Annotated in this window: 19 protein-coding genes; 8 read left to right on the forward strand and 11 right to left on the reverse strand. The window is 60.1% G+C overall.

Annotated elements, in window-relative coordinates; translation table 11 throughout:
- The first annotated feature begins 26 nt into the window (after positions 1–26).
- Genes J7E41_RS08640 through J7E41_RS08650 form a run of 3 tightly spaced genes read left to right on the forward strand, consistent with a single transcriptional unit; the run spans position 27 to position 4266 of the window.
- Positions 27–2453, forward strand: a complete 2427-nt coding sequence (locus J7E41_RS08640; RefSeq protein WP_251029411.1) for a fimbria/pilus outer membrane usher protein — start codon at positions 27–29, stop codon at positions 2451–2453.
- 11 nt (positions 2454–2464) lie between these two features.
- On the forward strand, positions 2465–3607 hold the full coding sequence (locus J7E41_RS08645) for a DUF1120 domain-containing protein (protein ID WP_214991733.1): 1143 nt from the start codon (positions 2465–2467) through the stop codon (positions 3605–3607).
- Between the two features lie 11 nt (positions 3608–3618).
- The gene (locus J7E41_RS08650) at positions 3619–4266 is read left to right on the forward strand and encodes a DUF1120 domain-containing protein (RefSeq protein WP_214991735.1); all 648 of its coding nucleotides are present in this window, start codon (positions 3619–3621) and stop codon (positions 4264–4266) included.
- On the opposite strand, the gene J7E41_RS08655 is transcribed toward J7E41_RS08650, so the two are convergent.
- Together J7E41_RS08655 and J7E41_RS08660 are read right to left on the reverse strand one after the other, a co-directional pair.
- Positions 4263–5558, reverse strand: coding sequence for a CynX/NimT family MFS transporter (locus tag J7E41_RS08655; protein WP_214991737.1), 1296 nt, complete (start codon positions 5556–5558; stop codon positions 4263–4265). The two genes, J7E41_RS08650 and J7E41_RS08655, sit on opposite strands and share 4 nt — an antisense overlap.
- Positions 5548–6207, reverse strand: coding sequence for a FadR/GntR family transcriptional regulator (locus J7E41_RS08660; RefSeq protein WP_214991739.1), 660 nt, complete (start codon positions 6205–6207; stop codon positions 5548–5550). The genes J7E41_RS08655 and J7E41_RS08660 overlap by 11 nt, the downstream gene beginning before the upstream one ends.
- A 158-nt stretch (positions 6208–6365) precedes the next feature.
- Between J7E41_RS08660 and J7E41_RS08665 the strand changes: the two genes are divergently transcribed.
- Positions 6366–6677 (forward strand): type II toxin-antitoxin system MqsR family toxin, encoded by a 312-nt coding sequence (locus tag J7E41_RS08665; RefSeq protein ID WP_214991741.1) that lies wholly within the window; start codon positions 6366–6368, stop codon positions 6675–6677.
- Positions 6674–7159 carry a type II toxin-antitoxin system MqsA family antitoxin gene (locus J7E41_RS08670; RefSeq protein WP_214991743.1) on the forward strand — a complete coding sequence of 162 codons (486 nt, stop codon included), beginning with the start codon at positions 6674–6676 and terminating at the stop codon, positions 7157–7159. Before J7E41_RS08665 ends, J7E41_RS08670 begins: the two co-directional genes overlap by 4 nt.
- Positions 7160–7216: 57 nt before the next feature.
- Here the strand turns inward: J7E41_RS08670 and J7E41_RS08675 are convergent, their stop codons facing one another.
- The 4 genes from J7E41_RS08675 to J7E41_RS08690 all read right to left on the reverse strand — a co-directional run bounded on the left by J7E41_RS08675 (position 7217) and on the right by J7E41_RS08690 (position 11400).
- On the reverse strand, positions 7217–7981 hold the full coding sequence (locus J7E41_RS08675; RefSeq protein ID WP_150765918.1) for an amino acid ABC transporter ATP-binding protein: 765 nt from the start codon (positions 7979–7981) through the stop codon (positions 7217–7219).
- Positions 7982–8009: 28 nt separating this feature from the next.
- Positions 8010–9107: an amino acid ABC transporter permease gene (locus J7E41_RS08680; protein WP_214991745.1), complete on the reverse strand. Its 1098-nt coding sequence runs from the start codon at positions 9105–9107 to the stop codon at positions 8010–8012.
- Positions 9108–9117: 10 nt separating this feature from the next.
- Positions 9118–10299 (reverse strand): amino acid ABC transporter permease, encoded by a 1182-nt coding sequence (locus J7E41_RS08685; protein ID WP_214991747.1) that lies wholly within the window; start codon positions 10297–10299, stop codon positions 9118–9120.
- A 72-nt stretch (positions 10300–10371) separates the two neighbouring features.
- On the reverse strand, positions 10372–11400 hold the full coding sequence (locus tag J7E41_RS08690) for an amino acid ABC transporter substrate-binding protein (RefSeq protein WP_155581161.1): 1029 nt from the start codon (positions 11398–11400) through the stop codon (positions 10372–10374).
- Between the two features lie 345 nt (positions 11401–11745).
- Here J7E41_RS08690 and J7E41_RS08695 point away from each other — a divergent pair, with 345 nt between their 5' ends.
- From J7E41_RS08695 to J7E41_RS08705, 3 genes are all read left to right on the forward strand, one after another.
- Positions 11746–12402 (forward strand): alpha/beta hydrolase, encoded by a 657-nt coding sequence (locus tag J7E41_RS08695; RefSeq protein ID WP_214991749.1) that lies wholly within the window; start codon positions 11746–11748, stop codon positions 12400–12402.
- A gap of 96 nt (positions 12403–12498) precedes the next feature.
- Positions 12499–13974: an ATP-dependent RNA helicase RhlB gene (gene rhlB, locus J7E41_RS08700; RefSeq protein ID WP_214991751.1), complete on the forward strand. Its 1476-nt coding sequence runs from the start codon at positions 12499–12501 to the stop codon at positions 13972–13974.
- A gap of 134 nt (positions 13975–14108) precedes the next feature.
- Complete coding sequence (locus J7E41_RS08705; protein WP_214991753.1) at positions 14109–15236, forward strand: NAD(P)/FAD-dependent oxidoreductase; 1128 nt, start codon at positions 14109–14111, stop codon at positions 15234–15236.
- A gap of 173 nt (positions 15237–15409) precedes the next feature.
- Here J7E41_RS08705 and moaE read toward each other — a convergent pair whose 3' ends face one another.
- The 5 genes from moaE to J7E41_RS08730 all read right to left on the reverse strand — a co-directional run bounded on the left by moaE (position 15410) and on the right by J7E41_RS08730 (position 22160).
- A complete protein-coding gene (gene moaE, locus J7E41_RS08710; protein ID WP_214991755.1) occupies positions 15410–15859 on the reverse strand; it encodes a molybdopterin synthase catalytic subunit MoaE in 450 nt (149 codons plus the stop codon).
- A gap of 2 nt (positions 15860–15861) precedes the next feature.
- Positions 15862–16104 (reverse strand): molybdopterin converting factor subunit 1, encoded by a 243-nt coding sequence (gene moaD / locus J7E41_RS08715; RefSeq protein ID WP_214991757.1) that lies wholly within the window; start codon positions 16102–16104, stop codon positions 15862–15864.
- Complete coding sequence (gene moaC, locus J7E41_RS08720) at positions 16101–16574, reverse strand: cyclic pyranopterin monophosphate synthase MoaC (protein ID WP_214991759.1); 474 nt, start codon at positions 16572–16574, stop codon at positions 16101–16103. Before moaC ends, moaD begins: the two co-directional genes overlap by 4 nt.
- Positions 16575–16709: 135 nt before the next feature.
- Positions 16710–20444: an autotransporter domain-containing protein gene (locus tag J7E41_RS08725; protein WP_214991761.1), complete on the reverse strand. Its 3735-nt coding sequence runs from the start codon at positions 20442–20444 to the stop codon at positions 16710–16712.
- A gap of 321 nt (positions 20445–20765) precedes the next feature.
- Positions 20766–22160: a PhoH family protein gene (locus J7E41_RS08730; RefSeq protein ID WP_214991763.1), complete on the reverse strand. Its 1395-nt coding sequence runs from the start codon at positions 22158–22160 to the stop codon at positions 20766–20768.
- Between the last annotated feature and the right edge of the window lie 239 nt (positions 22161–22399).

A 22399-nucleotide genomic window follows, 5' to 3' on the forward strand; every position in this document is an offset into this window, starting at 1 on the left:
TTCGAGTGCCTTTCGTGAAAACAGTACTGAGTTACCGTGACGGCGAAGCCGTGCCCGCCAATCCTCTTCGTCGCGCCTGGCCCGTGTGGTTGCTGACCAGCGTCCTGCTGCCTGTCGAGACCCGAGGCGATGCATCATCACCTGCCAGCTTTGACGCGCGGACCCTGTCCCAACGCGGTATCGACCCGCAACTGGCCAGCCTGCTGCTGTCGGCGCCACGTTTTGCCGCTGGCCGTCATGCGATCAGCCTAGTGGTCAATGGCCAACGGCGCGGGCGCCTTGAGGTCAGTTTCGATCAGCAAGGCACCCTGTGCTTCGACCAGGCGCTGCTGGACGCCGCCAATCTACTGGATCCTGGTGACAACGCAGCCTGCCATGATTTTCTCGCGCAATACCCGCGAAGCCAAGTGCAGCCAGACCCGGCCACCCTCACGGTATCGTTGGTGGTGCCCACCGAAGCCCTGCGACCGATACCGCAGGATATTTCCGGGTACCAGACCGGCGGCTTCGCCGGGCTGCTCAATTACGACCTGACAGGCGTGCATAACCGTTTTGGCGATGACACCAGCCGCTTTGGCTCGGCCAACACCGAGGTGGGGTTCAACGCCGGCGACTGGATTGTGCGTAGCCGTCAGGTGCAGACCTGGCAAGACGGCCTGTCGCGCAGCACTCACCTGGAAGCGTATGCCCAGCGCACCTTCGCCCAACATCAGGCGGTGCTGCAGGCCGGCCAGATCAACCTCTACAACCCAGTGTTGTCCGGCGCGCAGATCAACGGCGTCCAGGTGCTCACCGAACAGGCCCTTCAAGAGCAGGGCCAGGGCGCGACCATCGACGGGATCGCCAACAGCCCGGCGCAGGTCGAGGTTCGCCAAAACGGAGCGTTGATTCATTCCACCGTAGTGCCCACCGGGCCGTTTTCCCTGACGGATGTCCGCCGTCTGAATACCCGTTCGGATGTCGAGGTCACGATCAAGGAAAGCGTCGGTGGTGAACGGCGCTTCACCGTGCCAGCGGCGATGCTCGGCCTCGGCTTGCCAGCGCCGGGGTATTCGGTGGCGGCAGGCCGGGTGCGCAACATCGGTGATGCCAAGGGTGAAGATCCTTGGGTCGTCAGTGCCGGCTGGACCGGTGCCGTGCATCCGCAACTGACGGTGGGCAGCGGCGTGCTGGCCTCCGACGAGTACCGCTCCGCAGGCTTGAGCCTGGGCTGGCTGCCGTGGCTGGACGGCCAGATTCAACTGTCCAGCCAGATGTCCGATGCAAGCGCACCCAATAAGGTCCGAGGGTTGCAGACCGACATTTCATGGTCCCAACGCCTGAATGACCAGTGGTCGTTCAGCGCCGCCAACTCATGGCGCACCCCCGGCTATCGCGAGCTGGAAGAGGCGACCTACGAACCCGAAAGCACCCAGCAACGCAGCTCCCGCTACCGCGATCAGCAAAGCGTTACCCTGGGTTGGTCTCACTCATGGCTCGGGGCGTTCAGCGCCGGGGTCTCCCGCTCCGGCACCTTTGATGGCAACAGCAATAGCCACGCCCTGGCGTCGTGGGGCACGAGTATTCGCGGCGTGTCACTGTCTGCCAGTGCCGAGTGGCAAATGGGTGGGCGCCAGGAGCAGGACAACGCGGTCTACCTGAATGTCAGCGTGCCCCTGGGTGAAAGTCGCCGAGCCCGCAGTTGGCTGCGCAACTCCGGTGGAGACAACCGCACTGGCGTGGGGCTGAATGAGCAAATCAACGATCAGTTCAGTTATCAGGTCAGCGCCGAACACGACAGCCGCGACCACCAGGTGGAAACCACCTTGGGCCTCTCGACACTGCCGCTCTACAGCCAGCTCGACTTCAGCTACAGCCGCTCCGACGCCGAACGCTCGAGCTATCAAGGTGGCGCCCGGGGTGGCGTGGTGGTGCACGGTGGCGGTGTCACGCTGTCACCGTATCCGGTGCGCGATACGTTCGCGCTGGTTTCGGTCAGCGACATGAGCGGCATCAAGCTCAGCACCCCCAGCGGCCCTGTCTGGACCGACTGGCAAGGCCAGGCGGTGGTGCCCCAGGTATCCGCCTATGGCCGCAGCCCGGTGGAAGTCCAGACCCGCTCGCTGCCACGCAATGCCGATATCAACAATGGCCTGGCAATGATTTCGGTCGGGCGCGGCGCGGTGGAGCGTGTCGATTTCGGCCTGACATTGACCCGTCGAGTTTTGCTCACGGTACGCACTGAAGACGGCATGCCACTGCCCCGTGGCGCCTCCATCAGCACCGACAGCGGCGAGTTCGTGACGCTGGTCCAGGACGGCGGCCAAGTGTTTTTGCCCAACGTTCTGGAACAACCGAAATTGTGGGTCAGCGGGCCCGGAATGGAGCGTTGCACCCTGCACTACGAGTTGCCGGCAAAGGGCGACCCAGAGGTGTACTTCGAAACCGCCCCCGTCCAGTGCACCCCATCATGAGGAAGACTGCCATGTTATTGATGCCTGCTCTGCAACGCCTGACTGTGGTGTTGCTGACAATCGGGTTCGTTGGCAACAGCTACGCAGAGGACGAGTGCCAACTGAGCCTGAGCGAATCGCTGCTGGACTTAGGACAAATGAGCCGTATTGCACAGAGCGACAGCGCACCCGAGCGACTACTGGGTGAGCGGCGCCTGAGCCTGAACTTCATTTGCCCGCAGACGGCCGACATGAGCCTGTTCTACCAGGCCTTGGCAGCGAGCCCACAGCGGCTGAAATTCACCGAGCACGGCAGCTACGCAATCCAGGTCAGCGACGGTGTGCTCGATGGTCAGGCCGTGGAATTGGGATTGGTGCCAGCGCTCGGCCAACCGCCGTCCACCAGCGGCGCCGTGCTGAACTGGCGCGCCGGCCATGGCATCGCGCCGGTGCAGGGCGGCTCAGTGCTTATGGGTAAAAGCCTTTCACTGCAACTGACCCTCAGCGCCTGGGCCGATATAGCCGCCACCCAGGTTCAGGATGCAACTACCTGGGAAGTGTCCGGGACACTCTATGGGCGCCAAAGCGGTCGTTACCGGGAACTGACCCTGCGCGCCCACTTCGTACCTGCAGCCTGTACACCGCAACTGTCTAACGGCGGCTTGGTGGATTACGGCACCTTGTCAGCCAAGGACCTGAGTGCCGTCGACGAAACCCCGCTACCCACCCGAACCCTGCAGTTCTCCGTCAGTTGCGATGGCCCCACGCGCTTCGCCTTGCTCATGCACGACAACCGCAACGGCTCGGCCACCGGCGGTACCGATGAAACCGCCTACGGTCTGGACCTGGACAACGGCCGGAACAAGATCGGCCGTTACTACCTGAACATCGACCCGGCGGACTTCACCGCCGACAGCTTCGGCACGCTTTTTCGCACCGACTCCACCAGTCACGGCGTGGCCTGGAGCAGCTCCAGCGCCCGGCAAATCCCCATCGCCAACAACAGCCTCATGGGCTTTACCGAGAGTGCCGGCAACACCCACGGGCCGATGGCGATCCAGAACCTGAGCGGCACCGTGCGCATCAAGGCCTACCTCGCCCCCACCCAGTCCCTGGACCTGCGCAGCGTCGTGGAAATCAACGGCGCTGGCACCATCGAAATCATTTACCTGTAGGACTCCACACCATGAACACTCCGTGCATCATCCTGAGCATTCTGTTACTGGCCGGCGCCCAACATGCCCACGCCGCGTCCACCGTCGACCTGAGCGTCAAGGGCCTGATCACACCCACCGCCTGCACGCCCCTGCTGTCCAGCGGTGGGCTGATCGATTACGGCAAGATTTCCCAACAGGACCTGAACCAGGACAAGGGCACGCGATTGCCGGTCAAACACCTGCAAGTCAGCGTTGCTTGCAATGCTCCCAGCCGCTTCGCCCTGCGCATGCGCGACAATCGCGACGGCTCGGCCATGGTTAACAGCGAGATCTACTACGGGCTGGGGCTCGACAACAGCGGCAACCGCATCGGCCTTTACTCCATGACGTTTGATCCCAGGCAAACCGTGGTCGACAGCACCGCGTTGATCTACGGCACCGAATCCACCACCGGCGGCCTGGCCTGGCGTACCGCCAACCTCAACCCCATCGACATCGGTGCCAACAGTTACCTGGGCTTTACCGACGCCGAAGGCAGCACTGCCGGGCCGTCTGCGATCCGGGAGCTGATCAGTACGGTCAAGGTCGAAACCGTGATCAACGCCAAACAGAACCTCGACCTGAGCACCGACACCCTGCTCGATGGCTCGGCGACGATGGAAGTGGTTTACCTCTAGAGTTTCTCGCTGGTGACCTGCACATAAAGAGCACGGCCCGCGCCCAGCCCGGCGACGATCGCGCCTAGGCCGATTACCGCGAAAATCCAGCCGATGGCCGTCCACCCGCCGGTCCAGTCATGCACCAGGCCGACCATGAACGGGCCGAGGGAGGCCAGCGTGTAGCCAATGCCCTGAGCCATGCTCGACAGGTTGGCGGCGACATGGGAATCACGCGAGCGCAACACGATCAAGGTCAGCGCCAGGCTGAACGTACCGCCCTGCCCCAAGCCCAGCAGAATCGCCCAGCCCCACAACCCTTCCAGCGGTGCGTAGAGGCAACCGAACAACCCGCCGAGGGTCAGCAACATCACTACCACGATGGCCAGGCGCTGATCCTTGCCGCGCGTGGCCAACCATGGCGCTGCCAGAGAACTGACCAGTTGCACGATCACCGATCCGGAAAGCACCAGCCCTGCCTGGGTGGCCGTCAGGCCACGGCCGATCAGGATCGACGGCAACCAACCAAACACGATGTAAGCCAGGGACGATTGCAGGCCCATGTACAAGGTCACCTGCCAGGCCAGCGGATCACGCAGCAAACCGCGTACACGATAGGCCACCTGATGAGCGCCGTGTTTCTGGCCGACTTGAGGCAACCAGAACAACGCTGCCACCAGCGCAGGCAGAACCCAGAAGCCCAGGCCGATATTCCAGCTGTCGTCAAAGTAGTGACTCAACGGTACCGTCGAGCCGGCCGCCAGCGCCGCCCCCAGGCATAGGGCCATGGTGTAGACGCCGGTCATGGTGCCGGCCTGCTTGGCGAAGTCGCGCTTGACGATACCCGGCAATAACACACCGATGATGCCGATGCTGGCGCCGGCCAGCAGGCTACCGGCGAACAGTCCGGTTTCCCCGAACGAGCTGCGCAGAATGATGCCGGCAGCCAACGTCAGTAAAATCCCCAGCACTACCCGCTCGGCACCGAAGCGCCGGGCCAGGATCGGTGCCATCGGCGCAAACAGACCCAGGCACAGCACCGGCAAGGTGGTCAGCAAGCCGGCTTTGGCCGCCGAGAGGCCGAGACTGCTGGATACTTCGCTGAGCAGCGGCGCCATGCTCGACAGCGCCGGGCGCAAATTCAGGGCTACCAGAATCAGACCCAGCAGCAACAGCCACGGGCGATTCACCACCGGCTGGCTGTGCTGGACTTCGTCGTCATCGGCTTCGGCGTCGATCAGCAGTTCTTCAAGGGCACTCTCTGAACGGGGCTGTTCTTTACGGAGCATGGTGTTCTCGGGTTCAAGGTTCATTGATCAACTGCCGGGAAAGGGATTTGGCGCGCTCAGGGTCCTGTTGTTCCACAGCATCGAGCAGTTCAGCGTGCAGGTCGAAAACGGCCTGACGGCGAGGCTTGATGTTCAGCGTCTGGCGCAACTGCGCGCCGACAATGCTGGAGAAATACTGGTACAGCTCACTCAAGGCCGGATTGTGGGCCGCGTCCACCAAGCGTTTGTGGAACATCAGGTCACAGCTGATGTAGTGCTCCAGATCGCCGTGATAGTGCTCGCCGCTGGTCTTTAACGCCTCGCGCAACGCCTGCAAATCTTCATCGGTACGGCGCAACGCGGCCAAGCCAATGGCCTCGGTTTCAAGAATCTGCCGCGTCTCCTGGGCCTGGGCCAGGGTGCAGTGAGACAAGGCCCGCATCGCCCCCAGCGGGTCGGTCATCGAGCGCAGGTAACTACCGTCGCCCTGACGGATTTCGATCAATCCGGAAAACGCCAACACCCGCATGGCCTCACGCACGGTATTGCGGCTGATACCCAGCTCGGCAGACAGCTCGGGTTCGGTGGGCAGGCGTTCGCCGATAGCCCACTTACCCTCGGTGATGCGATGACGCAATTGCTCCAGCGCCTGGTCGACGAGGGAGCGTTTGATCAGTGGGGCGATGACTGTCATGTGATTCGCACTTTCGTCCAATCATAGGATGAATTTTCCTACATGTTAGTCAGACTTGCCTACAAGAGCAACGCACTAGGGTTTTTAAGCAACAAAAGGAGCGGGATTTTCGATTGTTAAAATTACCCTTAGAGGGTAATTTCGGCCCTAGGTGTCTTATGGAAAAGTACACACCTCATTACGATTTGGCGGTGATAAAGGCGGATGTCAGGCGGCTTGGGAAGAGAGCATTTACCAAGACCGCAGAAGAAACCGGCTCGGATCTCGGATTTAAAATCAACGATATGCAAGAGATCGTTTTCGAACTGCAAAACAAGATGTTGTACAAATCAATGACCACCTATGACGATTATCGAGTCTGGCAAGACGTGTACCACATCAATTCACACGGTCTGGAGATTTACATCAAGGTGACATACCGCCCTGCTGGCGGCCCACCGGTAATCTCCTTCAAGGAGAAAAGCTCATGAAAACCCAGCAATGTTTCAGTTGCGGCGCACGTGAGGGAATGATGCATTTTCAGGGGCGGGGAGAAACTATCAGTGTCAAAGGTATGGAGCGTCGAGTAGACGAACTTTCTGGCTGGGAATGCCAGAAGTGCGGAGAAATCGAGTGGGACCCCGATAGCGCAGAGCGTTACGGAACTGCAAGCGATGAACTGGTCGTCGCCGCCCGGCAAATGATCGGTACCGAGATGAAGCGCATCCGCCGCAAACTGCATCTTACGCAAAAAGAAACAGTGCAACTGCTGTCAGGCGGCGGGCACAACGCGTTTTCACGGTACGAGCGCGGTGAACTACTTCCACCCAAAGCGTTGATGCTGCTAATGCGCCTGCTGGATCGATACCCGCACTTGCTCGCCGATGTAAAAGTCTTGGGTGAAGGTGCCGATCTGAGGGGAGCGTTCAAATACACAAAGCACAAGCAATCTGAAACCCTTACGGTTTCCTAGGCCACAAAAAATAAACCCGGCCTTGTGCCGGGTTTATTTTTAAGCTTCAACCACAAATCAATGCAAAATCTGACTCAAGAACAACTTGGTCCGATCATTCTGCGGATTGTCGAAGAAGTCATTCGGCGCCGCCTGCTCCACAATCTCGCCCTTGTCCATAAAGATCACACGATTGGCCACGGTCCGGGCAAAGCCCATTTCGTGGGTCACGCAGAGCATGGTCATGCCGTCTTCAGCCAGGCCAATCATGGTGTCCAGTACCTCTTTCACCATTTCCGGATCGAGGGCCGAAGTCGGCTCATCGAACAGCATGATTTTCGGTTTCATGCACAGCGCCCGGGCAATCGCCACACGCTGTTGCTGGCCGCCGGAGAGTTGCCCCGGAAACTTGTGGGCCTGCTCCGGAATGCGCACGCGCTCCAGGTAGTGCATGGCGATTTCTTCGGCCTTGCGCTTGGGCATCTTGCGTACCCACATCGGTGCCAGCGTGCAGTTTTGCAGGATGGTCAGGTGCGGGAACAGGTTAAAGTGCTGGAACACCATACCGACTTCACGGCGCACGCTTTCGATCTGCTTGAGGTCATTGGTCAGTTCCACGCCATCAACCACAATGCGACCCTGCTGGTGCTCTTCCAGACGGTTGAGGCAGCGGATAGTAGTGGACTTGCCGGAACCCGACGGGCCGCACAGCACGATTCGCTCGCCCTGCTTGACGTTGAGGTTGATGTCTTTCAACACGTGGAACTGGCCGTACCACTTGTTGACGCCCTGCATCTGAATAATGCCTTCAGGGCTCACAGGCTGTTTGATTGCTTCGCTCATCAAAAAACTTCCTAAATTGGGTACGGACTTAGCGCTTGTGACCTGTGTCGAGCTTGCGTTCCAGATGCATGGAATAGCGCGACATACCAAAACAGAAAATCCAGAACACCAGGGCGGCGAACACGTAGCCTTCGGTGGCCATACCCAGCCATTTCGGGTCGGCGGCGGCTTGTTTGACGCTGTTGAGCAGGTCGAACAGGCCAATGATGATCACCAGGCTGGTGTCCTTGAACAGCGCAATAAACGTGTTGACGATGCCCGGAATCACCATCTTCAGCGCCTGAGGCAACACCACCAGGCCCATGCTGCGCCAATAACCCAGGCCCATCGCTGCGGCCGCTTCGTACTGCCCCTTGGGAATCGCCTGCAAACCACCGCGTACCACTTCGGCCACGTAGGCCGACTGGAACAGGATCACGCCGATCAAGGCCCGCAGCAGCTTGTCGAAGTTCATGCCTTCGGGCAGGAACAGCGGCAGCATCACCGAAGACATGAACAGCACGGTGATCAACGGCACGCCGCGCCAGAACTCGATAAAGGTCACGCAGACCACTCGAATTGCCGGCATGTTCGAACGACGTCCCAAGGCCAGCACGATCCCCAGCGGCAAGGCGCCGGCGATACCGACGGTGGCAATCACCAGGGTCAGCATCAGGCCGCCCCACTGACTGGTCGCCACGTTGGTCAGGCCGAAGATCCCACCGTGCAGCAGGAAGTAGGCAATGATCGGGTACAGCACCAAAAAGCTCAGTCCATAGACCGCCTTGCGTTGAAAACGCGAGATGAACAACGGCGCTACACCGACGATGGCCAGCCACACGGTCATGTCTACGCGCCAGCGCTGGTCGCCGGGGTAGTAGCCATACATGAACTGCCCGAAGCGCTGTTGGATAAACACCCAGCAGGCGCCCTCTTTCGTGCAATCGGCCTTGGTGGTGCCGACCCAGTTGGCGTCAAGGATTGCCCAGTGCAGGATCGGCGGCACGATCAGGTAGATCAGGTAGAACGCCAGGAACGTCAGCAGGGTATTGAGCCAACTGGAAAACATGTTGGCGCGCATCCATGCCACCGGCCCGAAGACTTTGCCCGGTGGCGGCATGTCAGGTTTGAAAGTATGCGTAGTCATGCTTGTTTCCTCACCGCTCGATCAGCGCAATGCGCTTGTTGTACCAGTTCATCAGCAGCGAAATGCTGATGCTGATCGCCAGGTACACGCTCATGGTGATGGCAATGACTTCGATGGCCTGGCCGGTCTGGTTGAGCACCGTGCCGGCAAACAGCGAAACCATTTCCGGGTAACCGATACCGGCCGCCAGGGACGAGTTTTTCGCCAGGTTCAGGTATTGGCTGGTCAGCGGCGGAATGATGACCCGCAGGGCCTGCGGGATGATCACCTTGCGCAGGGTCGGCCCAGGACGCAGGCCCAGGGAGCGCGCGGCTTCCGTCTGGCCGTGGCTGACGGATTTGATCCCGGAACGCACGATTTCGGCGATAAACGCCGCGGTGTACACGGTCAAGGCCAGGGTCAACGCCAGCAGTTCGGGGATCAGTACCCAACCGCCGACGAAGTTGAAGCCAGCAAGCTTCGGCATTTCCCAATGCACGGGAGTGCCGAATACCAACATGCACAACGCAGGAATCACCAACAGCAACGCCAGGCCCGCCCAGAACTTGTGGAACGGAACGCCTGTAGCCTCAAAACGCTTGTTGGCCCAGCGGGTCATCAGCACGATGGCGCCGAACGCGATCACAACGCTGATCCAGAACGGCCAGAACCCGTCAGCGGCAATCGCCGCCGGCATGTTCAGGCCACGGCTGCTGACAAAGAACATATCGCCGAAGTTATGGCTGGCACGCGGCCCCGGCATAGTCAGGAACACCGCGAAGTACCAGAACAGGATTTGCAGCAGCGGTGGAATGTTGCGAAACACTTCCACGTAGACCGTCGCCAGCTTGCTGATAATCCAATTCGGCGACAGCCGTGCCACGCCGACGATGAACCCGAGGATGGTCGCCAGGACCACACCGATCACGGTCACCAGCAAGGTGTTGAGCAGGCCGATCACAAAGACCCGGGCATAGCTGTCCGATTCGGTGTAGTCGATCAGATGCTGAGCGATGCCAAAACCGGCACTGCGCTCAAGGAAGTCGAAACCCGAGGTAATGCCCCGGTGTTGAAGGTTGGTTTGCGTGTTGTTGAACAGATACCAGCCCAACGAGACCACCGCCACAATGGTGATGATCTGGAATAGCCACGCACGCACTTTTGGATCGCTGAAGCTGAGCTTCTGCTTTGGTGCGCCGATTTGAGTTTGCATGGAGTGCCCCAGAAAGAATGGTACAGAACATCACCCGGCGGTTGGCCCACCGGGTGATAGAACCATCAGCGATCAGCGCACAGGGGGTGCGTATTGAATGCCACCGTTGTTCCACAGGGCGTTCAGGCCACGGTCGATTTCCAGCGGAGTGCTTTTGCCGAGATTTTTCTCGAACACTTCACCGTAGTTACCGACTTGCTTGACGATCTGTACGACCCAGTCTTTGCGTACTTTCAGGTCCTTGCCGTATTCACCGTCAGCGCCCAGCAGACGAGCGACGTCCGGGTTCTTGGTGGACTTGGCTTCAGCTTCGACGTTCTTCGAGGTTACGCCTGCCTCTTCAGCGTTAAGCATGGCGAACAAGGTCCACTTGACGATGCTGAACCACTCTTCGTCGCCACGGCGAACCACTGGGCCCAGGGGCTCCTTGGAAATGGTTTCCGGCAGTACGACGTAGTCTTTCGGCGAGGCCAGCTTGCTGCGCTGTGCGTAGAGCTGGGATTTGTCAGAGGTCAGCACGTCGCAACGACCGGATTCCAGCGACTTGGCGCTTTCGTCGGAAGTATCGAAGGTGATCGGGGTGTACTTGAGGTTGTTGGCGCGAAAGAAGTCAGAGACGTTCAATTCGGTGGTGGTACCGGCCTGGATGCAGATGGTTGCACCGTCCAGTTCCTTGGCACTTTTTACACCCAGCTTGTTGTTGACCAGAAAGCCAACGCCGTCGTAGTAGGTCACGCCGGTGAACACCAGGCCCATGCCCGCATCGCGAGAGCTGGTCCAGGTGGAGTTACGCGAGAGCACGTCGACTTCGCCGGACTGAAGCGCGGTGAAACGCTCCTTGGCATTCAACTGGCTGAATTTGACCTTGGTGGCATCGCCGAAAACGGCGGCCGCTACGGCACGACACACGTCAGCATCAATCCCGAGGATCTTGCCGCTGGCATCCGGCACCGAGAAGCCCGGCAAACCGTCGCTCACGCCACACTGCACGAAGCCTTTCTTCTGCACGGCATCCAGGGTGGCGCCGGCTTGGGCGAAACCACTGACACCCAATACGGCGGCCGCGCAAACGATAGCCAGGGTGGATTTCAATACCTTCATTCAAACCTCCAGTTGCTCTTGTTGTGTCGGAGCTTGAGCCCTGCCGCACCCTTATGAGGCGAGATTGACCTGTGTTGGCTTTTTTTGAGGTCAAACGGCATGAGACTGTCGCTGTAAGTCCAGTTGCTATCCCTCAAGCGGCAGTCACTGATAGTGTTACCGCCTGAGGTAAGCGTTGACATCGGGGTTCTCATAGCAAGCCCCGTACCAGACTGCCGGGCGAGCCGTTTCAGCCGCAGGTCAACCAAAAAAGATTCAACCTTGCGACATCTTCTTAACAGATCATCCCGTCGCGCACCGTGCCGACGCACCCAATCAGCGCGCACGCACATTAATGGAGCAGATATGACCGACCCCTTGATTCTTCAGCCCGCCAAGCCCGCAGACGCCTGCGTTATCTGGTTGCATGGCCTGGGCGCCGATCGCTACGACTTCCTGCCGGTAGCCGAAGCCCTACAGGAAAAACTGCTGTCCACCCGCTTCGTTTTGCCCCAGGCGCCGACCCGTGCGGTGACCATTAATGGCGGCTACGAGATGCCCAGCTGGTACGACATCAAGGCCATGAGTCCGGCCCGCTCCATCAGCCTTGAGGAACTCGAGGCGTCGGCCAAAATGGTCACTGACCTGATCGAGGAGCAAAAAAGCGGCGGGATAGACCCTTCGCGGATTTTCCTGGCCGGCTTTTCCCAGGGTGGCGCCGTGGTATTTCACACCGCCTTCCTGAAATGGCAGGGCGCCTTGGGTGGCGTAATTGCCCTCTCCACCTACGCACCTACTTTCGGCGATGAGCTTGAATTGTCTGCCAGCCAGCAACGGATTCCGGTGCTGTGCCTGCATGGCCAATATGACGACGTGGTGCAGAACGCCATGGGTCGAAGCGCCTTTGAGCATTTAAAGACTCGCGGTATCACCGTCACATGGCAGGAATACCCAATGGGCCACGAAGTGTTACCCGAGGAGATACGCGATATTGGCGACTGGTTGAGCAAGCGCCTGGGCTGAAAACCACACATTGTGTAGCCGTATGACCAACGCACTACGCCGCGCCCGATTCTTGCATTACACTGGCCGGCGTACATTCCTTAATCAATTGATGAGATGACCGTGCTCAAAGCACTCAAGAAGATGTTCGGTAAAAGCGAGGCTGAGCCGCTCGCCCCAGTTCCCAGCGCTCCTGTCCATGCCCCCGGCAGCCGCAATGACGGTAAACAGCCTGGCCGGACCGCACCTGTTGCCTCGCCAAAGAAACCGCCGGTGACCCAACCTGTATCGGTAGAAGCCGCTGAAGAACAGCCTGTAGAACCCCCGCGCCAGGAAAAACCTCGCCGCGAGCGCGCACCGAAACCGGTGGTCATTCCCTGGAAACTGGAAGACTTCGCTGTCGAACCCCAGGAAGGCAAGACCCGCTTTCACGACTTCAAACTCGCCCCGGAACTGATGCACGCCATCCAGGACCTGGGTTTCCCGTATTGCACACCGATCCAGGCACAAGTCCTGGGTTTCACCCTGGCGGGCAAAGACGCTATCGGTCGCGCTCAGACCGGCACCGGCAAGACGGCCGCGTTCCTGATCTCGATCATCACCCAACTGCTGCAAACTCCGCCGCCCAAAGAGCGCTACATGGGCGAGCCGCGTGCGCTGATCATCGCCCCGACCCGCGAGCTGGTAGTGCAGATCGCCAAAGACGCCGCCGACCTGACCAAGTACACCGGCCTCAACGTGATGACGTTCGTCGGCGGCATGGACTTCGACAAACAGCTCAAGCACCTGGAAGCGCGCCACTGCGACATCCTGGTCGCCACACCGGGCCGTTTGCTGGACTTCAACCAGCGCGGCGACGTGCACCTGGACATGGTCGAAGTGATGGTGCTGGACGAAGCCGACCGCATGCTAGACATGGGCTTCATCCCGCAAGTGCGTCAGATCATTCGCCAGACTCCGCCGAAAAACGAACGTCAGACCCTGCTGTTCTCCGCGACCTTCACCGAAGACGTGATGAACCTCGCCAAGCAGTGGACGACCGAGCCGTCCATCGTCGAGATCGAAGCACTGAACGTGGCCAGCGAAAACGTCGAACAGCACATCTACGCCGTGGCCGGTGCCGACAAGTACAAACTGCTCTACAACCTGGTCAACGACAACGGTTGGGAGCGGGTGATGGTGTTCGCCAACCGCAAGGACGAAGTGCGCCGCATCGAAGAGCGCCTGGTGCGTGATGGCGTCAACGCCGCGCAATTGTCCGGTGACGTGCCGCAGCACAAACGGATCAAGACCCTGGAAGGTTTCCGCGAAGGCAAGATTCGCGTGCTGGTGGCCACCGACGTGGCGGGCCGTGGGATTCATATCGACGGCATCAGCCACGTGATCAACTTCACCCTGCCGGAAGTGCCGGACGACTACGTACACCGCATTGGCCGTACCGGTCGTGCAGGCGCTGCGGGTGTCTCCATCAGCTTTGCCGGCGAAGATGATTCGTACCAGTTGCCGTCGATCGAGACCTTGCTGGGTCGCAAGATCAGTTGTGAAACCCCGCCGACGCATTTGTTGCGCCCGGTAGAGCGCAAACGCCCTTAAGCTGGAATGCAATAAACTGTGGGAGCGGGCTTGTGTGGGAGCGGCGGTGCGACGATTCGACTTGCTCGCTCCCACACAAGCCCGCTCCCACATTTGGTTTCAGTGCTCTCAAGTCTGCATTCCAGGAGGAAAGTATGAACCAGGCCGACTACCTCATCATCGGCGGCGGAATCGCCGGGGCATCTGCCGGCTACTGGCTGTCCCGACACGCCCGGGTGATCGTGCTGGAGCGCGAGTCGCTGCCGGGTTATCACTCCACTGGCCGCTCCGCCGCCCTCTACATCGCCGCCTACGGCACCCCGCAAGTCCGTGCCCTGACCCTGGGCAGCCGCGCCTTCTTCGATCATCCGCCCACAGGCTTCGCCGAACACCCATTGCTCACGCCCCGGGCCGAACTGCTGGTGGACCTGATCGGCGACCCCGAGGAATTGCAGCGCCAATACTTGAGCGCCAAGGCCCTGGTACCTGAAACCCGCTTGCTCGACGTCGATGAAGCGATGGCCATGATGCCGATCCTGCGTCGGGAAAAGGTCCATGGCGGGATCTATGATCCGACGGTCTGCGATATCGACACCGACGCGCTGTACCAAGGTTACTTGCGCGGCATTCGGCGCAACGGCGGTGAAATCCACACCGACAACGAAGTGCAAAAACTGACCCGCGACAGCGAAGGCCAGTGGCAAGTGCGCACCTCACAACAACGCTTCAGTGCTCCGGTGATCATCAACGCGGCCGGCGCCTGGGCGGATGCTATCGGTGAGTTGGCCGGAGCCCGCAAAATAGGTCTGCAGCCCAAACGCCGCAGCGCCTTCATCTTCGCCCCGCCCGCGGAGGTGAACATCCATACCTGGCCGGAACTGGCGGCCCTCGACGGCTCGTTCTACATGAAGCCCGACGCCGGCATGTTCCTCGGCTCACCGGCCAATGCCGACCCGGTAGAACCCCATGATGTGCAGCCCGAAGAGCTGGATATCGCCATGGGCATCTATCAGATCGAACAAGCCACCACCCTGACCATCCGCCGCCCCACTCGGACCTGGGCGGGGCTGCGCAGTTTTGTCAGCGATGGGGATCTGGTGTGCGGATTTGATCCGCAGGTGGACGGCTTTTTCTGGATTGCCGCCCAGGGCGGCTACGGGATTCAGACATCGCCAGCCATGGGCCAGGCCAGTGCGGCGTTGGTGCGGGGGGAGAAGTTGCCAGAGGCATTGGCGGCGTTTGGACTGACCGAGGCGATGTTGTCGCCCAAACGCCTTCTCTAACCCCTGCATGGAGCTTGCTCGCGAACGTGTAGCCGCTGCCGAAAAATGAGGCTGCGATGCGTGTCCGCAGGACCACCTTTGGGGCCGCTGCGTCGGAATGCCGCACCAAGCCCATCGCAGCCTCATTCTTCGGCAGCGGCTACAACGGCTTTCGATGTTGTGTGCTGGAGGGATTATTTCCAGCGATCAGCCGCCGCATGATCACTGTCCCGCCCTTCCACCCAGCGTGGCCCGTCGGTAGTGTTTTCCTTCTTCCAGAACGGCGCCCGGGTTTTCAAATAATCCATCACAAACGCACAGGCATCAAACGCCGCCTGACGATGGGCACTGGCTGCCGCAACGAACACGATGGGCTCGCCGGGCTCCAAGGCACCGATGCGGTGCAGCACTTCGAGCTTGAGCAACGGCCAGCGTTGCTCGGCTTCGACGGCGATCTTGGCCAGGGCCTTTTCAGTCATGCCTGGGTAATGCTCGAGAAACATCCCCGCCACATCGAGCCCCTCATTGAAGTCACGCACGTAACCGACAAAGCTCACCACCGCGCCCACGCCCACATTGGCCGCATGCATAGCGTTGACTTCGGCACCGGGGTCAAAGGCCTGGACCTGTACACGAATAGCCATGTTCAGCCTCCTGTCACAGGGGGGAAAAAGGCCACTTCGTCACCGTCCGTGAGCGGCTCGTCAAGGGTGCAAAGTTCTTCATTGCGGGCGCACATCAAGCCCGTTTCGTTGAGGACTTCAAAGCCAGGATCCGCCGCCAATGTCTGGCGCACAGCCTCGACCGTGGCGAAGTCGCCTTCGACCTCCAGCGAGTCCAGGTCCACGGCTTCACGGTAACGGGCAAAAAACAGCACCGTGATACTCATTGTTCATTCGCCTTGAAATGCCCGCTCTTGCCGCCCAGTTTTTCCAACAGGCGAATGTTTTCGATGGTCATGCCACGGTCCACAGCCTTGCACATGTCATAGATCGTCAGCGCGGCAACACTGGCCGCCGTCAACGCTTCCATCTCTACACCGGTCTGGCCGGAGAGCTTGCAGCGGGCAACGATATGCACGGCATCCACACCGTCCGCACTGAGCTCAACCTTGACGCCCGTCAGCATCAGCGGGTGGCACAGAGGAATCAGGTCGCTGGTTTTTTTCGCCGCCTGGATCCCGGCGATTCGGGCCACGGCAAATACGTCGCCCTTGGGATGAGCGCCGTTGACAATCATTTTCAGGGTGTCGGGCAGCATACGCACCCGCGCTTCGGCCACCGCCTCACGGAACGTCACGGCTTTTTCAGTGACGTCGACCATGTGGGCGCGACCTTGGGAATCGAGATGAGTCAGCACAGGGATACTCCTGATCAGGAGCCGCAATTGTAAACCCGTGAGTCAAATTTGCGCAGGGCTGTTTATCAAATGAAGGAAGGGACGCACTGACCTGTAGCCGCGTGCCTCGGCAGCGGCTACAGGGTTCAGCCTGGGTTAGAAGCGGAAGGTGAATCCGGCGTTGATCCCGTTGTCGTTGCCACGGTTGGACAGCAAACCGCTGTAGTTCAAGGACACCAGGGTGTCCTTGGTCAAGGCCATTTCCGCGCTGGCCTTGATGATCGCGCCATCGCGGGCCACTGGCACGCTATTGACCGCAAAGGCGTTGTCGCTGCCGGTGAATTTCAGCGAAGCCTCACGATCGGTATCGCCGAACTGATGTGCCCAGCCCAGCTCGCCACGCAAGGTCACCGCCGACGTGCTGCTGACCGGCAGTTGAGTATGCGCCCTCAGGCCCAGGGTGGAGAGCGTCGCATCCTGGCTTTGCTTGCTGGCATGCAAGGCCGCGGCGCCGCCTTTCTCCTTGAACGAGTCGCTCTGGTAGTTCAGGTAAGTCAGGTTGGCAAAGGGTTCGAACGCAGTCCACTGGGTGTAACCGATCTCAGCAAACACTTGATCGGTGCGTGCACTGTAATCGGCGCGTTCATGGTCCGACTGGTTGGCGTAAACCACGCGCCGCGAAGTGTCCAGACGGTGCCAGGTGGTGGCGCCGCCCAAGCGCAAGGCAATCGCATCGAAGCGTTTGCCGCCGTAGACCGACAGGTGATAGTTGTCGCTGTCCGCCGACGCCGACGACTCGCCATTGAGGTGGCTCTGGGTGTAACCGGTGGCGGCGCCCACGCGCCAGCCATCGCCTACATCCGTGTCCAGGCCCAGCAGCACACCGCTGGTGGACGAGGTGTAGCCACTGGCATTGTTGTCGCCACTGACGTTACTGCGACCACCCAGCAGTTGCACCCAGCCACCGTTGTCGTGGGTCTCGATCTGCGCGGTGGAATCCAGCGCCTGGGCTTGTTGCAGCCGACCATTGACCGCTTCACGAATGTAGCGACTGTCGGCCATTTGCGCCGCTGCCACGTCCGAGTGCAGTTGCCCCGACAACTGCTTGAACGCGTCCCGCGCCTGAGCAGCCGAGTCCGACGCCAGCAGGCTTTCGTAAACCGGGTTGCCGGCGCCCAATGTGTCAGCCACTGCCGCCACGGCGCGTTCGTTGCGGGTTTGCGCGACGCTGGCGAACGTCGTCTGGTTGCGCGCCACCGCCAGGGTCAGCAGGTTCGGCTGGTAGTTCAGTTGGGTGCCAATGAACAGGTAGTTGGGCGAGATGGCCGCAAACTGGCCATTGATGCCCTGGTTGGCACTGAGGATGTTGAACTGCTGCCCCAGCAGGCTGCGAGCCTCGGTGGCGGACAGCAGGTTGGGGCTGTTCTCCAGGGACACCGTCACTACACCGCCGTTAAGAGTGGCTACGCCGCTGCTCTGGATCTTGTCGCTTTGCCCGTTGGGACCGACTTCGACGGCATAGACTGAGCCCGGGTTGAACGTGACATCGCCGGTGTTCAGTGTGCCGATTGAATGACCCGGCGCGACACTGCCGCCGCTGTTGACGGTCAGGGTGCCCACCTTGCCGTTGCCGGCCAGTGTGCCGCCCTGAGTGGTGACCACGCCGTTATCCGCGTTACGCGTGCCCACGGCGCTGCCATCCACCGTCACGGCAGATGTCAGAGAGCCGTCCACCGACAGCTTGCCGCCGCGTATCCAGGTGCTGCCCGAATAGGTGTTCTGGCCGTCGAGGACCAGCTCGCCGTCACCCGACTTGGCCAGGCTGCCGACGTAGGTGTTGCCGGTGAGCAGGTCTTTGCCGCGCGCCAGGGTTGCCTGTTCCCGCGCGCTGCCGATTTCGTACTGGAACTGGTCATCTGCCGAGGCATTGGCCGGCAAGCCATTGAGCCAGCCTTTTTGCTGCTTGGTAGCGGCCCAGGTCGCCTGCTCAGTGGTGTCTTCTGCACGACGGGCGCGGATGGCCTCGTCGGAAATCGGGTTGGCCCAGATATCCCGAGTGCCGGTGGGCAATGCCACGGCCACCGAGCCAAGGAATTGCCCCGGGACCTGCATGGCTTTTTGCAGGTTGGGCAAGCCCCAGCCGCTGACCACGCCCGGCACTTGCGGCGTGCCAGGCGCAGCATCGTGTACCGGTTGCAGGTTGTCGTAGGTTCGGCCACCGGTCAGGTTGCCAACGGGGGTGTCCGGGCCATCCGGCGTCTGCAGGCTGGAGGTGGTCAGCAACACATCACGGGCTTGGGTGGCGGTCATGTAGGGGAGGCGCTGGATCACCAGGGCCAGCGCCCCGGAAACGCTTGGCGCAGCGGCTGACGTACCGTTGGCGTTGGGGATAATCTCACCCTCGGGCCCGGTGGACGGGATACCCGAAACCCCCATCACGCACCACCACTTGGACGTGCCGCAGCGGTTGTACACCTGGGCGCTGGTCTCGTCATAGCCGGTGATCGACAGCCATTTGGATTCGATATCAGGCTTGAAGAACGGCAGGTTGGCATTGGTATCCGGGTTGGCGCCGTGACTGTCGTTCCCCGCCGAGATGATCTGGATAAAGGTGTTCTGCCGCCCGGCGTCGGCCATGGCGTCCATCCAGGTCTTTTGCCCGGCGTGCGCCTTGTCCCAGAACGGGCGATAAGCGGCCGTCATGTCCCGCAAATTATCCGCCGCGCTGTCGCCGACGTTGCCGAAGTGGTTCTCCACGTCGTTGCGCGAATTCTGCCCCCAGCTCTGGTTGACGATCGAGACGTTCTTCGCAGCCAGGGCGTTGTAGCTGGCCATGAACGCGTTGTAGTCGAGGTCGTTGGAGCCCTGGAAGCGGTTGTCATCGGTGCCGCCGGTATTGGCAACGAACACGTTGGCGTCGAAGGCAATGCCGTGCATGCCGGTGCCGTTGCGGCTGGCGCCCAACACGCCGGACATTTCCGTGCCGTGCCCATCGTTGATGACCGGGTCGTATTCACCGGAAATACTGAAGCGCTCGCCCTTCTGAAACTCGCCATCGGGAGTGTCGTGGAGGTAACGAGGGTGGGTGGCGTAGTACTCGCCGGTGGAGGTCACCGCCTGCACACGGTCCTGACCCTGGGCATTCTTGCCCTGGAACTCGAAGTGTTCGGTGAGGATGCCTGAATCCAGCACGCCGACGTTCACACCCTTGCCGGTCATGCCCAAGGCATAGGCGTAATATGCGTTGGTGCGGTCCAGACCGGAGTTGACCTGAGCTTCCGGGGTCTTCCAGGTTTGCGCATTGGCGCTCCAGTCACGGGTGGCGGCGGCCCAGGAGACGCCAGCGTTCAATTGCCCGTTCAGGTTGCTGCTGACACCCGGTTCGACATAAGTGTAGGGCTTGGCGGCCGGCAGATTGGCGATGATCGCTTTGGAAAAATCGAGAATATTGGTGGTGTAGCGACCGCTGTTACTGAATAGCCGGCTGCGGTAGTAATCCAGGCGCGATGCATAGTCCAACGGCCGCTTGGTGTCGCCGAGCATGGCGCCGATGGTCAGGTTTTCTGGCTGCAACTCGTAGTTTTGCTTGAGGGCCGAATCGAACTGGCCGGACTGGGCGGCGAAGTCCTTGGCGGCCAGATCCACGATATCCGGATAGGCAAACCGCAGATTCTTGTAGACATCGGTGTCGGGGCCAAACGATGAAACGGCGTTCCTGAAGGCTGACTCCAGCACCTGAGAGGTGTAAGGGTTGCTGTCGTCTGCCCAGGCCATTGGCCCCTGGCCCAGCCATAAGGCCAGCCCGAGCGCGATGGGGGTCAGGGGTATCGATTTGAGGCGTGCGGCGTGTTTGCGTTGAGACAGAGTGGAGCCATTACCTGCTACGTCCATTTTCCTTTCCCTTTGGATATGTGCGTCGTCAATGAGCGATGTATCGGGCTTTTTGTAATAGGCAGGATCACGTTGAAGACCAACGATGGGGCTTCAAAACGTCGTCGAATCAATGAGGTAGTTTTCCGACGGGGTCACGCAGTGTTTTTATTTTGGGTGCCGCCTGTTTGCGGCGACAAAAAATGTAACAAAATAAATACACAGACCACAAGCACCCTTGGCCCGTAAAACACCGACAAACCTTGCACAAAACAAAAACCCGGACTTCGTGAGAAATCCGGGTTTTTTGCGGCTTTTAACCGCTAACTGCAGCGAGGAGGGTTACAGATGCGACTCGGCGTATTCGGCCAGAATCGAACGTGGGACTCCTTGCAGGGCGATGTGCACGCCGTTGGGGAAGTCCTTGAAGCGCTCTGTCAGGTAGGTCAGCCCGGAGCTGGTCGCGGACAGGTAAGGGGTGTCGATCTGTGCCAGGTTGCCCAGGCACACCACTTTGGAACCGGCGCCGGCACGGGTGATGATGGTTTTCATCTGGTGCGGTGTGAGGTTCTGGCATTCATCGATCAGAATCAGGCTTTGCTGGAAGCTGCGACCTCGAATGTAGTTGAGGGATTTGAACTGCAACGGCACTTTGCTGAGGATGTAATCGACGCTGCCATGGGTGTTTTCGTCATCCATGTGCAAGGCTTCGAGGTTGTCAGTGATCGCCCCCAGCCACGGCTCCATTTTTTCCGCTTCGGTGCCGGGCAAGAAGCCGATTTCCTGGTCCAGGCCCTGCACACTGCGGGTAGCGATGATGCGGCGATAACGCTTGGTGACCATGGTCTGCTCGATGGCGGCAGCCAGGGCCAGGATGGTTTTCCCGGAACCGGCGGCACCGGTCAGGTTGACCAGATGGATATCCGGATCCAGCAGCGCATACAGCGCCAGGCTCTGGTAAATATCACGCGGTTTCAGGCCCCAGGCTTCCTGGTGCAACAGGGGCTCCTGATGCAGGTCGAGGATCAGCAACTTGTCGACCTGGATCTCTTTGATCCAGCCGACGAAGCCCTGTTCGTCAATGATGAACTCGTTGATGTGCACGGCCGGCAGGTTGTCGGTCAGCTGTACCTGGTGCCAGGTGCGGCCATGGTCCTGACGGGTTTCCACCTTGCTGACGCGGTCCCAGAACGAGCCGGTCATGGTGTGATAACCACGGGACAGCATCGATACGTCGTCAACCAGTTGGTCGGTACTGTAGTCCTCGGCAGCGATCCCACACGCTCGTGCCTTGAGGCGCATATTGATGTCTTTGGTCACCAGCACCAGGCGCAGGTCCTTGTCGCGCGTATGCAGGTCGATCAACTGGTTGATGATTTTGTTGTCGTTGAGGTTTTCCGGCAGCAGGCTGTTGGGCTCGCGGCTCTTGTTCATCAGGATCGACAGCAACCCCTTGGGTCCGCTTTTGCCACGCTGGATCGGCACGCCCTGTTCAACGTCCTCCGGAGAGGCTTCGCCCAGGGTCTTGTCGATCAGGCGGATGGCCTGGCGGCATTCGGCGGCAACGCTGTGGTGCCCGCTTTTGAGTTTGTCGAGCTCCTCGAGCACGATCATCGGAATGGCGACGTGGTGTTCTTCGAAATTAAGTAACGCGTTTGGATCGTGGATCAATACGTTGGTATCAAGCACATAAAGGATTGGCTGGTTGGAAGAAGGGTTACGTCCATGATCATCCATACTCGGTCACCTTTGTGGGAGCCAGTCGACGCAATACCACGACAGTGCTGCGCCTCGATTTGACCATCAAACGCACCTGAGGGGCGTCAAGTGCGGTGCACACAAGAGGTGTCTTGGAAGACGCCACCTGTGTTGCAGGTTTCGGCGGTCTGTCTTCGTAATACCGCAAAACCCATGACAGGAAAAAGCACTTTGACGTTTTTTTGAAGTTTATTTTTCAGGATGACGAATAGCACTAG

The organism is Pseudomonas fluorescens, from assembly GCF_018614655.1.
Lineage (GTDB): Bacteria > Pseudomonadota > Gammaproteobacteria > Pseudomonadales > Pseudomonadaceae > Aquipseudomonas > Aquipseudomonas fluorescens_BX.